General features: G+C 60.7%; 11 protein-coding genes. 5 read left to right on the top strand and 6 right to left on the bottom strand.

Translation table 11 applies throughout. The annotated features are described in order from the left end of the window. Positions 1-15 precede the first annotated feature (15 nt). The 5 genes from RY113_RS01040 to RY113_RS01020 are packed head-to-tail and all read left to right on the top strand — an operon-like array spanning position 16 to position 5534. Positions 16-1107, top strand: coding sequence for a hypothetical protein (locus RY113_RS01040; RefSeq protein WP_315912988.1), 1092 nt, complete (start codon positions 16-18; stop codon positions 1105-1107). Between the two features lie 37 nt (positions 1108-1144). Continuing rightward, positions 1145-1798, top strand: a complete 654-nt coding sequence (locus RY113_RS01035) for a DUF4129 domain-containing protein (protein ID WP_315912987.1) — start codon at positions 1145-1147, stop codon at positions 1796-1798. Then, on the top strand, positions 1795-3102 hold the full coding sequence (locus RY113_RS01030) for a DUF4350 domain-containing protein (protein ID WP_315912986.1): 1308 nt from the start codon (positions 1795-1797) through the stop codon (positions 3100-3102). The genes RY113_RS01035 and RY113_RS01030 overlap by 4 nt, the downstream gene beginning before the upstream one ends. Then, positions 3099-4229: a MoxR family ATPase gene (locus RY113_RS01025; protein WP_245932259.1), complete on the top strand. Its 1131-nt coding sequence runs from the start codon at positions 3099-3101 to the stop codon at positions 4227-4229. The genes RY113_RS01030 and RY113_RS01025 overlap by 4 nt, the downstream gene beginning before the upstream one ends. A 12-nt stretch (positions 4230-4241) precedes the next feature. Beyond that, positions 4242-5534 carry a DUF58 domain-containing protein gene (locus RY113_RS01020; protein ID WP_110107083.1) on the top strand — a complete coding sequence of 431 codons (1293 nt, stop codon included), beginning with the start codon at positions 4242-4244 and terminating at the stop codon, positions 5532-5534. Between the two features lie 28 nt (positions 5535-5562). Here the strand turns inward: RY113_RS01020 and RY113_RS01015 are convergent, their stop codons facing one another. The 6 genes from RY113_RS01015 to RY113_RS00990 all read right to left on the bottom strand — a co-directional run bounded on the left by RY113_RS01015 (position 5563) and on the right by RY113_RS00990 (position 12885). After that, entirely contained in the window at positions 5563-6795 is a 1233-nt protein-coding gene (locus tag RY113_RS01015; RefSeq protein ID WP_308467747.1) for a hypothetical protein, read from the bottom strand. Next, positions 6792-7271, bottom strand: coding sequence for a chorismate mutase (locus RY113_RS01010; protein ID WP_315912985.1), 480 nt, complete (start codon positions 7269-7271; stop codon positions 6792-6794). The genes RY113_RS01015 and RY113_RS01010 overlap by 4 nt, the downstream gene beginning before the upstream one ends. A gap of 78 nt (positions 7272-7349) precedes the next feature. Then, the gene (locus tag RY113_RS01005) at positions 7350-9074 is read right to left on the bottom strand and encodes an ABC transporter ATP-binding protein (RefSeq protein ID WP_315912984.1); all 1725 of its coding nucleotides are present in this window, start codon (positions 9072-9074) and stop codon (positions 7350-7352) included. Beyond that, positions 9071-10021 carry an ABC transporter permease gene (locus tag RY113_RS01000; protein WP_110107080.1) on the bottom strand — a complete coding sequence of 317 codons (951 nt, stop codon included), beginning with the start codon at positions 10019-10021 and terminating at the stop codon, positions 9071-9073. The genes RY113_RS01005 and RY113_RS01000 overlap by 4 nt, the downstream gene beginning before the upstream one ends. Before the next feature lie 3 nt (positions 10022-10024). Then, positions 10025-11116 carry an ABC transporter permease gene (locus tag RY113_RS00995; protein ID WP_315912983.1) on the bottom strand — a complete coding sequence of 364 codons (1092 nt, stop codon included), beginning with the start codon at positions 11114-11116 and terminating at the stop codon, positions 10025-10027. Positions 11117-11250: 134 nt separating this feature from the next. Then, the gene (locus RY113_RS00990) at positions 11251-12885 is read right to left on the bottom strand and encodes an ABC transporter substrate-binding protein (protein WP_110107078.1); all 1635 of its coding nucleotides are present in this window, start codon (positions 12883-12885) and stop codon (positions 11251-11253) included. Between the last annotated feature and the right edge of the window lie 50 nt (positions 12886-12935).

Raw genomic sequence — 12935 nt, 5'->3', positions numbered from 1 at the left:
GGATACAACACCTACTTGGCCCCACCCAAGCCCGGCGTCATCCCGCTACGGCCTTTGGGGTTGGGTGAGATCCTGGACGGGGCTTTCCAGGCTGCCCGCCGCAACGGCAAGGCCATGTTCGGCTCGGCCCTGATCTTCCAGCTAATCACCGTGGCAGCCACGCTTCTGATCATGTTCCTAGCTTTAGGCAAGTTCGTGTTCGGCATGATGGACGGAACCGTGTTCTTCGACGAGAACAACCCCGCTGACATGGATTTCCTTGTTAGTTCGCTGTTGGGATTCTCTATATCCATAGTGGTGACGGTGTTCTTGTCCACCCTGCTGCAAATGGTGCTGCAGGGCGCGTTGGTGGTTCCCGTGGTTCGGTCAGTGCTCAACCGGAAAACCACTTTTGGGCAGATGTGGCAGCTGACCAAGCCGCGCATTGGCAGCCTGCTATTACTGGCGGTCCTGTACGCCGCGGCATCCTTGCTGGCCGTACTGATTTATGGCGCCCTAGTAGTTGTTCTGGTGATTTCCGTGGGTTCCACGGGCTCCGACTCCGCAGCTTTGGCAGCCGTTGGCCTGGCCATCCTGCTCAGCCTGCCGTTTGTGGCTGTGGCGGTCTGGATCGGCACCAAGTTACTGGTTGCCCCTGCTGCAATAGTGGTGGAGAACATTGGCGCATTTGCCGCTGTGAAACGCTCGTGGCAGTTGACTTCGCGCAACTGGTGGAGGACGTTTGGGGTAGCCATTCTGGCCTCGATCATCGCCTCCATCATTGGTGCAGTCATCACCACCCCTGTCAGCTTCATTGTGGGCCTCATTATGGGCATGATGAGCGTGCAGGCCACCGCGGAACAGGCTCTGATGCAGACCATCATCGCCCAAGTCATCTCGGCTGCCATCGGAGCCCTTGTCGGAGCCATCACCCTCGCATTCCAGACCGGTGTCATGGCCCTGATCTATGTGGATCTGCGCATGCGCCGCGACGGTTTCGATATTATTTTGCTCAAGGAATCTGAAAGCGGCAAGGACGACGGCGGGATCCCCGGTTCTCCTGTCCCCGCCGGCCTGATCCCGGGCGGGCCCGCACCGGATCCCTCCCAGTACCCCGGCAACTACTGACCGCCGGGCGCTCCTCTTGGTCTCCCTATCCTTGCCATTGACCCTTCTTCCTCTAGAAGTCCCCGTCACCCCGGGGGCTGACCAAGCACGCCGTTGGGCTGCTGAAGAACTGGCCAAACAGGCCTATCAGGACGCCAAACCCGGTTTGGCACAGCAAATCCTGGACCTCTTGGGACGCGCGTTGAGGGAGTTCCTTTCAAAAGTGGGTTCACCAGCAGGAAACCTGGGCCTGGCAATCACCATTGGGCTGGTACTGCTGGCCGTGCTGGCCATCATCTTGATCATCCGGCCGCGGTTGAACCGCAAAAAGGCAGAGGCCAAGGCAGTCTTTTCCCCCGATCAGACCCTCTCTGCCCAACAACACCGCCAACTAGCCAAGACCGCCGCGCAGGCAGGCGATTTCCAGACAGCGGTCAATGAAGCGTTCCGCGCCCTGGCCCGGGCCGGTGAAGAACGTGATGTCACGGCCCGAACCCCTGGCCGCACCGCAGTGGAAATTGCCACCGAACTGGGACTGGCCTTTCCTGGTCTGCGCACCGAAATTCAGCGCTCAGCCAACCTCTTCGCGGGAGTTCGCTATGGAAAAGTGCCGCCCACCGCGTCCATGTATGAACAATTACTGGCCACTGATACTGCCATGGCGCAAACAACGCCTGTCTACGCAGATAACTTCGCGGGGGTAGCCCCGTGACCGCTCCCCTGCCCGCGGCAATAGAATCAACCGCATCTGCTCTCGCTGTCCCAGAAAGTAGCAACGGTCCCGTATTCCAGGCCGAGAACAGCACCCCACGGCAGCGGCTGGCCCACTGGTGGCGACACTGGCGGTTCTGGCTCATTGTCGGGGCAGTGTTTGTGCTGTTGTCAGTACTGACGTTCCTTGCAGCCACTTCAGGAAACCGCAGTCTTGACGCTCTGGCTATCAATAACCCCGCTCCCGCCGGAGCCCAAGCAGCGGCGTCAGTACTGGAGAATCAGGGAGTCAATATCATGGCCACGGATTCCCTGGCCAAGACAACAGCAGCCCTATCTCACAACGCGTACGGTGCCAGCACCGTGTTGTTTTACGACCCAAGAAATATTCTCACCCCAGCCCAGGTTTCGGAACTGGCAGCTTCCGTGGAAGAAAATGGTTCCCGGCTGCTAGCCATCACCCCCGGACCCTTGACATTGAAGCGCCTCAGCCCGGACTTCAGCGCAGCCGGCAGCACAGCCGGCAGTTCTCGGGTAGACGCGGGCTGCACCAATGCCGACGCCCAAGCCGCTCGCTCCATCAGCGGTGGCGGAACAACCTCAGCCCTGAATGAGGGCCCACCCTCGGGAACCCTGCGGCTCTACAAGGGTGCACAGACCTGCTTTAGCCCTGCCAGCGGGAGCAGCCCGGCGGGAGGAGGTCTCTTGGCGAGTAACAGCTCCGGTGACATCTTCGCGCTGGGGTTTTCCGGCGTCGTGAATAACCACTACCTGGACCAGGCAGGAAATGCTGCCCTGACGTTCCGGTTGCTGGGCAGTAGGCCTGAGCTGCTCTGGTACACGGCTTCACTCAATGACATTCCACCGGCACAAAGCCCGCCCAGCCTAGCTGAGCTGACCCCGACGTGGATGTTCCCAGCCGCTGCGTGGCTCATGCTGGTGGCCGTGGTGGGTGCACTGTGGCGAGGGCGCCGGAATGGGCCGCTGGTGCAGGAGCCGCTGCCGGTTATTGTGAAGGCATCTGAAACCATGGCTGGCCGTGCCCGGCTCTACCAGGATGCCCGTGCCGTCGAAACAGCCACAAACACGCTCCGGCATGCTTCCATGACCCGGCTGGCACACGCCCTCCGGTTGGGGCACGGCGCCGAACCGGCCGCAGTCGTAGAAGCCGTCGCCATAGCGAGCAGACGCCCCAGCACGCAGGTGCATGCCATCTTGCTGGGCGCTGCCCCCACATCTGAAAAAGACATGTTGACCATCGCCGCCGAACTTGCGGCATTAGAGGAAGAAGTGGCACGTCGATGACCATGCCCCACCCGGAGACGAACCCGGAATCCTACCCGCAGCCCGGCTACCCCGCTCAGGCCGCTCCGCAGTACCAGCAGCCGGCTCAGGCGCAGGTTCAGGCGCAGCCCGGCTACCCTCAACACCAAGCACAGCAGCAAGCACAGTACTCAGAGTCTGCTCAGATTCCAGCCGCGCCCAGCCCGGCGGCTCTGGCCCTGTTGGCGGTTCGTGCCGAGGTGGCCAAGGCCGTGGTGGGTCAGGATGACACCGTGACCGGTCTGCTCATTGCGTTGCTGGCCGGTGGGCATGTGCTCCTTGAAGGCGTGCCCGGTGTGGCTAAGACACTGCTGGTGCGGACACTGTCAACAGCGTTAAGTTTGGACACCAAACGCGTACAGTTCACCCCGGATTTGATGCCCGGCGATGTGACAGGCTCGCTGATTTACGATTCCAGCACCTCTGCCTTCACCTTCCGTGAGGGTCCCGTGTTTACTAATATCCTGCTGGCCGATGAAATCAACAGGACACCTCCCAAAACGCAGGCGTCCTTGTTGGAGGCGATGGAGGAACACCAGGTCTCCGTGGATGGGATCTCGCGCAAGCTGCCGGCTCCGTTCATGGTGGCTGCCACGCAGAACCCGGTCGAATACGAGGGTACGTACCCCCTGCCCGAAGCTCAGTTGGACCGTTTCCTACTCAAACTCACCATGGATCTGCCGGGCCGGGATGATGAAATTGAAGTGATCCGCAGGCACAGCTTGGGCTTTGACCCGCAGGATCTGCACGCCGCCGGAGTACGCCCTGTGGCCGGTGCCTCCGAGCTGGAGCAGGCTCGTGAGGAAGTTGCACAGGTCACTGTGGCGGGCGAAATCCTGGCCTATGTGGTGGACTTGGTGCGGGCTACCCGCACGGCTCCTTCTTTCCAACTGGGTGTTTCGCCCCGTGGGGCCACAGCCATCTTGAAGTCCGCCCGGGCGTATGCCTGGCTCTCTGGGCGGGCCTTTGTCACCCCCGATGACATCAAGGCGCTGGCGCTGCCCACCCTCCGCCACCGTGTTGCCCTGCGCCCCGAAGCCGAGATGGACGGGGTTGCCGTAGACGGGATACTTCTCTCCATCCTGGCCACCGTGCCGGTCCCGCGCTGATCGGCACACGCTATGGCTATTTCGGGCAGGTTTTTCTTTTTGGCGCTGGCAGCCCTAATCCCTATCGTCGCCTTTCCCGGTCTACTGACGTGGGTTCTGGCCGTATCCGTTCTGCTTCTGGTCCTTGTGGTGGATGTGGCGCTGGCGGCCTCACCCCGTCAAGTTGCCGTGCGCCGAACTCTGCCTTCCGGAGTCCGGCTGGGCGAGCCCGCAACAGCCGTGCTGCGGCTCTTCAACAACTCATCCGTCATGTTGCGGGCCCAGGTCAAGGACGGCTGGCAGCCCTCAGCCGGTGCTCTCAATGCACTGGCGCAGGTCCGGATCAGGGCCGGCGAAAGAGCAGCGCTCAACGTTGACTTATTGCCCACCCGGCGAGGAGATTTAGCAACCCACCACGCCACTATCCGCTCCTTTGGCCCCCTGGGGATGGCCGCACGGCAACACACCATTACGGCACCTGGAGTGTTGCGCGTGCTGCCGCCCTTTCACTCCAAACGTCACCTGCCCTCCAAATTGCGCAAACTGCGTGAGCTCGATGGCAAGGCCGCCGTACAGATCCGCGGTGCCGGCACGGAGTTCGATTCGCTGCGTGATTACGTCCGTGGCGATGATGTGCGCTCTATCGATTGGCGCGCCACTGCCCGGCGCCAGGACGTAGTAGTGCGCACTTGGCGCCCGGAACGTGACCGCAGGGTAGTCATTGTGTTGGATACTTCCAGAACCTCCGCCACCCGGATTGAGGATGAGAGCGCCCTCGACACAGGCATTGAAGCGTCCTTGCTGCTGGCCGTCTTGGCCGAGCGGGGCGGGGACCGTGTGAGCTTGGTGGCCTACGACCGGCGTGTCCGGGCCAAGGTTTCCTCCACCGGCAAGGGCAATATGCTCAATGCCATGGTGCAGGGCCTGGCACCCTTGGAGCCTGAACTGATTGAGCTCAACGCCCAAGGCATCGCCGGGCAGGTCCGCGACGTCACTGCACACCGCGCCTTGGTGGTTTTGGTGACTTCCCTCGATGCCGGAGCCGCCGAGGAAGGCCTCATTCCCTTAGTCACCACGCTCTCACAGAAGCATCTGGTGGTTGTGGCCTCAGTGCGAGATCCTGCGCTGGAGCGGGCGCGCTTGGACCGCTCCACCAGCACCCTTGCCTACCGGGCCGCCGCCGCCGAATTCGCTCTCAACCGGCGTGAAGCCATCACGGCCTATCTCAAACAGGCGGGCGTGGAAGTGGTTGACGCTGCGCCCCAAGAACTGCCGCCCAAACTGGCAGACCTGTACATCCGGCTCAAGGCGGCCGGCCGGCTCTAGGGCTGGCCAGCTCCAAGGCAGAGAAACGCTAGGAGTTGCGAGTATCCCCGAGCGCCGCCGCCACCTCCAACGACCTGCCCAGCACCGCCCGTGCCGCCTGAGGAGAGACGCCCGCGAGGCTTCCCTCCGGGGTGATCCGCAGCTGGTTGAGCCCGGAGTCGGCCAGCCCCAGCTTCCGCCACGGGCGCATAATCCGCTCCACCAAAACAGCATACGACGGCGGAACCTGCCCGGCACTGGCCGCCCCAGCCCCAGCGGGTAGCGTCCCAGCTGTCAGCAGCCCCGCGGGCACAGTCCCAGCCCAGATACCCAGGCCCGATTCGATGGCACCCGCCAGATGCTCCCAGTGCCCGGCGTCAAGAAGCTGCAGTGGCAGCGCCACTGCATCAACACCGCATTCCAGAGCCATTTCCAGTCCACGGCGCCACTGCTCGGACTCCGCGGACAAACCGTTGGTGTTTCCACTGCTTTTTTGGCCGTTGGCCCCGTTGGCAGGACCTGGCAGAGACAGACTCGAGGCCTGGCCCAATCCTGTCTCGGCGGGGGTCAGATTCAACGCCACCTGCTCGAATCCGGCGTTCCGCGCCGCTGCGCACAAATCATTCCAGCACTGGCGAACTTCGGCACGGCCAACAGAACGCAATGTCCGGTATCCCGATGCGGTGGGGATACTGCCGGCCAGGATTGCTCCAATATGCGGCTCATCCACTTGCAGTGTCAGTGCGGCCCCGGGTACGGCGGCCTGCACCTTCCGGGCATGGACCTCTAATCCGGCAGCCAGTGACTGGGCAATATCTCGCCGGGCCCCGTAGTCCGCCAGTGCGCGTTCGCCATAATGCAGGTGGATGGCTGCCGCCAACGAGAACGGGCCCACCACCTGGACCTTCAACGATTCCGGTGAGAGCCCGGCGGCACCAACCACGTCAGCGAGTACATTGATATCCGTGGACAGAGCAGATTCAGCACGCCTAAAGTCCAGCCCTGGTCTGTCAACAAAGCGCCAACCATACGGCTGGGTGTCCACGGCCAGTTCTTGGAGCAGCACAGCCGTACGCCCAACTTGTTCCGAACCCGGGCCACGGGCTGGCAGCTGGGGAAGGAATGGCAGGTGCGGGCCGGGGAATACGCCCACGGAAACCTTGGCGGCCTCCTCCGGATCTACTCCGGGCCAGGGGCCCAGGGCTGTTGCGGTGGGTGCTTCAGGGAAGGCCGGGGCCTGCTCCTGTGAGGGGGCCGGGGTGTGCTCGGGTGAGGGGATCACTGAGGCGCCGTGCCGCTGGCGTCCATTCTGGCAGCAGTCTGCGGATCCGCCACAAACCCCTGCCCATCTAGGCTGACTACGGGAACGCCACCCGTGGCCGCCGCCGCAGAATGGCTTTGCGAAATGGCCTGGTGGTGGTGAATGACCTCGCTGATGATGAAATTCAGGAACTTCTCCGCGAAGGCGGGGTCCAAATTGGCTGACTCGGCCAGGGCACGCAGGCGTTGGATCTGCGCCTTCTCACGGTTGGGATCACCGGCAGGCAGCCTGTGCTTGGCCTTGAGAATCCCCACGCGCTGGGTGGCCTTGAAACGCTCAGCCAGCAGGTACACCAAGGTGGCATCAAAGTTATCGATGCTGGAGCGGATGGACAATAGCTCAGCCATGACGGCCGGTTCCACGGCTCCGGTCAGCGAACTGGCCGCCGGGTCAAAGTCGTCGACGGACAGGTGTTGTGCGTGGCTCGATTCGCTCATGAAAACAGTTTAGGCGGTGCCCGGCGCGGACAAAAATACTGTCCATGCCAGGCACCGCCTCTTACTGTGCCAGCTAGTTTACTTTGCGCCCAGCAATGCTTGGTGGAGCGCCCGGCGTTTGGCCTGCTCCTCCGGGTTGGGCACGGGCAGTGAGGCGATCAGACGCTTGGTGTAGGCGTCCTGCGGGTTGCCCATGATCTGGTTCCCGATCCCCTGCTCCACCATCTTGCCCTTGTAAAGCACCCCAACCCACTCGGCCAGGATGTCCACCACGGCAAGGTCGTGGCTGATGAACAGTGCCGCAAAGCCCAGTTCGGTCTGAATCTCGCGGAATAGCTCCAGTACCTTCGCCTGCACCGAAACATCCAGGGCAGAGGTTGGCTCGTCCGCAATGAGCAGCTTGGGCTTGAGCGCCAGGCCGCGGGCCAGTGAGGCTCGCTGACGCTGCCCGCCGGAGAGCTCGTGCGGAAAGCGCTTGGCGTAGGCCGCCGGCAACTGCACCGATTCCAGCAAATCGGCAACCTTCTTGGAGACCGCCTGGCTGTTCAGATCGGTGTGAATAAGCAGCGGTTCCGCCACACATTCGCCAATGGTCAGGTGCGGGTTAAAGGACGCCGCGGGATCCTGGAAGACAAAGCCAATGTCTTTGCGGAATGGCCTAAAAGAACGCTCCTTGTAGTTGAGCATCTCGTAGCCGAGCACGTTCAAGGAACCGCCTGTGGTGCGGTTCAGCCCTGCAATGGCACGGCCAATGGTGGTTTTGCCCGAACCGGACTCCCCCACCAGACCAAAGACTTCTCCGGCACTGATAGTGAAGGAAACCTTGTCCACTGCCTTAAAGGCGGGGCTGCCCAGACGGCCAGGATACTCAATTTCCAGATCCGTGGCCCGGACCAAAACTTCCTTATCCTGGAAGGCTCGTTCGGTGAAACCGGCAGAGGCAGAATCGCGGCCCAAGTGCGGCACAGCGGCCAGAAGCTTCTGCGTGTAGGCCTCTTTGGGCGCGGCAAACAAAGCTGATGCGCTGGCTTCTTCCACCACATCACCTTCGAACATGACCACCACCCGATCGGCCAGGTCAGCCACCACCCCCATGTTGTGGGTAATCAGGACAATGGAAGTTCCGTAACGGTCCCGCAGATCACGGAGCAACTCCAGAATTTCAGCCTGCACGGTGACATCCAGCGCTGTGGTGGGTTCATCGGCCACAATCAGGCCCGGGTTCAGGGCCAGTGCCGCGGCGATGACAACACGCTGTTTCTGTCCACCGGAGAACTGGTGAGGATAATAATCCACACGCTTCTCCGGCTCCGGAATGCCCACCTTGCCCAGCGCCTCGATGGCCAACTTGCGGGCTTCCTTCCTGCCCACACGCTTTCCCTCGGGACGATGGGCGCGCAGCCCCTCAGCAATTTGCCAGCCCACCGTGTAGACCGGGTTCAGGGCCGTTGAGGGTTCCTGGAACACCATGGCCACGTCGCGTCCACGGATCTTACGCAGTTGTTGCGGGCTGACCGTAAGGACGTCGTTACCGCTGATGATCACGGCGCCGCTGCCCTGGGCGGTCTCTGGCAGCAGACCCAAAATGGCCTTGGCCGTCACCGTCTTACCGGAGCCCGATTCACCCACAATGGCCACAATCTCCCCCGGGGCCACGGTGAAGGAAACATCCTTCACCGCGGGAACATCCCCTTGGTCCGTGGCGAAGGTGACACGCAAATCATCGATCTTCAGGACCGGCCGCGGTGTGCTCTCCCCGGAGGGTGTCCCACTAACGGCTGCCTTTTCTGTGGAGCGGCTCATGCTTCCACCAACTCCTCTTGCTTCTGAGCGCCGTTTTTCTTGGCCTTCTTGCGCCCCCGCAGTCGCGGATCGTTGAGATCATTCATGGATTCACCCAGCAACGTCAGGCCCAGCACCGTCAGCACAATGGCGGCACCCGGGAACACACCCGTCCACCAGATACCGGCGGTGGCGTCCGACTGCGCATGGTTGAGGTCATAACCCCACTCTGCCGCCGCGGATGGTTCAATACCGAAGCCCAGGAAGCCCAAGCCGGCCAGGGTCAAAATGGCCTCGGACGCGTTCAAAGTGAAAATTAGCGGCAGCGTCCTGGTGGCGTTCTTGTAGATGTGCCGGGCCATGATGCGCACGCTGGAGGCGCCCACCACAATGGCAGACTCCACAAACGGCTCAGCCTTCAGACGGATAGTCTCGGCGCGGATCACTCGGAAGTACTGCGGGATGAACACCACCGTGATGGAGATGGCGGCCGCAAAAATACCCGACCACATATCCGAACGGCCCTGGCTCAGCGCAATGGACATGACCATGGCCAGCAGCAGTGTGGGGAACGCGTAAATCGCATCCGCAACCACCACAAGAATCCTGTCCAGCCAGCCGCCAATATAGCCGGAGACCAGACCCAGAATCACACCAATGAAAATAGAGAGCGCAACGGCAACAACAATCACTATGAAGGCAGTCTGGGCCCCCCAAATGGTGCGGGAGAAAACATCGTAACCTCCCGCCGTCGTGCCCCAAATATGGGCCGACGACGGCGCTGCCTGGGTCAGATCAAAGCGTTGGGTTGCACCGTAGGGGGCAATCAACGGCGCCAAGGCGGCGGTCAGCAAGAAGATCAGTGTCAGAACAATGCCGGCAACGAGCATGCCGCGCTGGAGTCCCACACTCTTTTTGAGTTGGGAAATGACGGGTAAGCGGGAAAAAAGTGACTTTTTATTCTCCACGGCCTAGTACCTCACCCTCGGGTCAATCAAGGCAGCAATAACATCCACGATGAAGTTGGTGACGGCTACAATGACGGCCAGCAAAGCGACAATGCCCTGAACAGCTACGAAGTCGCGCGCTGTGAGGTAGTGGGCCAGCTGGAACCCGAGTCCCTTCCATTCGAAAGTGGTCTCGGTCAGGACCGCGCCGCCAAGTAGCAATGCAATCTGCAGACCCATAACGGTGATGATGGGAATCAGTGCGGGCTTGTATGCGTGCTTGGTGAGGAGGCGGTATTCGCTGACGCCCCTGGACCGGCCGGCTTCAACAAAGTCCTTGTTGAGCGTGCCGATCATGTTGGTGCGCACCAGCCGCAAGAAGATGCCTGCGGTGAGCAGACCCAAAGCTACGGCGGGCAGTACGGCGTGATGGGCAACATCCCAAAACACGTCCATGTTGCCGCTGCGCAGGGCATCGAGCCAGTAGATGCCCGTGGGCGCCTCCAGCTGGGCCATGAAAATTTCCGTATTTGTGGTGCCGCGCCCCGCCACAGGGAACCAACCGAGCCAGATGGAGAAGACCAGCTTCAGGATCAGGCCGGCGAAGAATACCGGGGTGGCGTAGAAGGCGATGGCCAGGACGCGGGAGATGGCATCCTGCCACTTATCACGCTTGTAAGCGGCAATCATGCCCAGGGGAATGCCGATCAGCAACGCCACAACCAGTGAGTTGATGGCCAGTTCCAACGTTGCCGTGCCGTAAGTGGCCAGCATGTCTGAGATCAGTAAGTTATCAGAGATGGTGCGGCCAAAGTTGCCTGTGGCTATTTGTCCCAAGTACTCGATGTATTGGACGAAGAGGGGCCTGTCATATCCGGCCTCGTGAATACGTGCCGCCAACTGATCCGCCGGCAGCCGTCCGCCCAGGGCTGCCGTAATGGGATCGCCGGTCAGGCGCATCAGGAAGAACACCATGGTGACGAGGATAAAAATGGTGGGGAAGATCAGAACAAAGCGGATGGCGAGGTACTTGCCCAGGCTGCCGCCAGCTTTCTTCTTACTCTTGGGGGCCTGGCGTACGGGTTCATCCGCCGGCAGGTCAATCAATGCGGTCATGTGCGCCTATTTCTTTTGGTACCGTGCTCTGCAAGGGCACTTCTCTCGTGAACCGCACAAAGGGCGGGGCGTCCTTTTCAGAAAGCCCCGCCCACTGCGCAGTGATAGATGTTTCGGTAATTACCGAAGCTCCCTTACTTGGACAAAACTCCCAGACGGAACTTGAAGGAAGCGTCCAGAGTGTCCTTGGTGCCGTTGACAGCTGCACCGGAAACCGCAACCTGAGCACCCTGCAGCAACGGCAAAGTGGAGAGGTCCTTGGATTCCGTGGTCTGAATCTCTTCGATCATCTTGGTCCGCTTGGCGGGATCATTGGTGGTGACCTGCTCGGTGATCAACTTGCGCACTTCGGGGTTGTCGTAGTGGTTAGACAGGAAGTTGTTATCGCCGAAGAACGGAGTGAGGTAGTTATCAGCATCAGAGTAATCAGGGAACCAACCCAGCTGGTACATGGGGTAGGCATCCTCGGTGCGCTGTTTGGCGTAGGAAACCCACTCAGTTTGCTGCAGGTTGACCTTGAACAGCTTGGTGTTTTCAAGCTGTGACTTGATCGCTGCGTACTCATCTCCTGAGGATGAGCCGTAGTGGTCACCGTTGTACTGCAGATCCAAGGTCACCGGAGTCGGGACGCCGGCGTCGGCCAGGGCCTTGGCAGCCTTAGCAACATCGGGACCACCGTTTCCGTCGCCGTACATGCCCTTCAAGGGCTCGATGGCACCGGTGAAACCGGCGGGAACTGGAGAGTACAGGGGCAGGTAGGTGCCCTTGTAAACCTGGTCAGCAATCTTGGCCCGATCAATGGAATCGGCCATGGCCTGGCGCACGGCCAAGGACTTCGCCGCATCAGCATCAGGGGTCTTGGCACCGAAGGGCATGGTGTCGAAGTTGAACACGATGTAGCGAATTTCGCCACCGGGGCCAATATCAACCTTGAGGTTCTTATCGGTCTTGAGGCTCTCAATGTCAGTTGCCGTCAGTGAACGCCAAGCAACATCAATGCTGCCCTTCTGAACTTCAAGCTTCATGTTGTTGGAGTCAGCGAAGTACTTCATCGTCACCGAATCAGACTTGGCCGGGCCCAACAGGCCCTTGTAATCGGGGTTCTTCTTGAAGGCGATGAGCTCGTTCTTCTTAAAGGAATCGATGCTGAACTGGCCAGCGAAGGCCTTGCCCTTGATGATGTCATCATCGGTGGTGATGGAATCTGCACTAAAGACGCTGTCATCAACAATGGGACCGGCCGGGCTGGTCAAAACCTGGGGGAAGGTCTGATCGTTGCCAACCTTGAGCTTGAACACCACGGTGGTGGCATCCGGAGCTTCCACGCTAGCCAAGTTACCCAAGAGCGAGGACGGGCCGTTGACATCGTTGATCTTGATCTGACGGTCAAAGGAGAACTTAACGTCCTTTGAATCCAGCTCGGTTCCGTTGGCCCACTTCAGGCCTGCCTTCAACTTCACGGTGTATTCCGTAGGAGAGGTGAACTCGGCTGATTCGGCCAAGTCCGGCTTGGGATCGGCGCTGCCCGGTTCGGAGTTCAACACAAACGGGTAAATCTGGTTCATGACCATGAACGAACCATTGTCATAGGATCCGGCGGGGTCCAGAAAGGTGATCTTGTCCGTGGTGCCCACAATAACGGGGGCTCCGGCGGCACCGTTGCCACCTGAGTCGCTTCCGCCTGAAGGACCCGTGCATGCCGTCATGGCGAGAACGGAGACGCCAGCAACGGCAATCACCGAACTCAGTCCAAATTTATTCTTAGCCATCAGCAAACTTTCTCTTGTGCGATAAGGTGGGCGCCGCCACATTACGTTGT

The sequence above is a fragment of the Arthrobacter sp. lap29 genome (genome assembly GCF_032458965.1).
Taxonomy (GTDB): Bacteria; Actinomycetota; Actinomycetes; order Actinomycetales; family Micrococcaceae; genus Specibacter; species Specibacter psychrochitiniphilus.
This window is presented reverse-complemented; position numbering and strand designations above follow the sequence as displayed.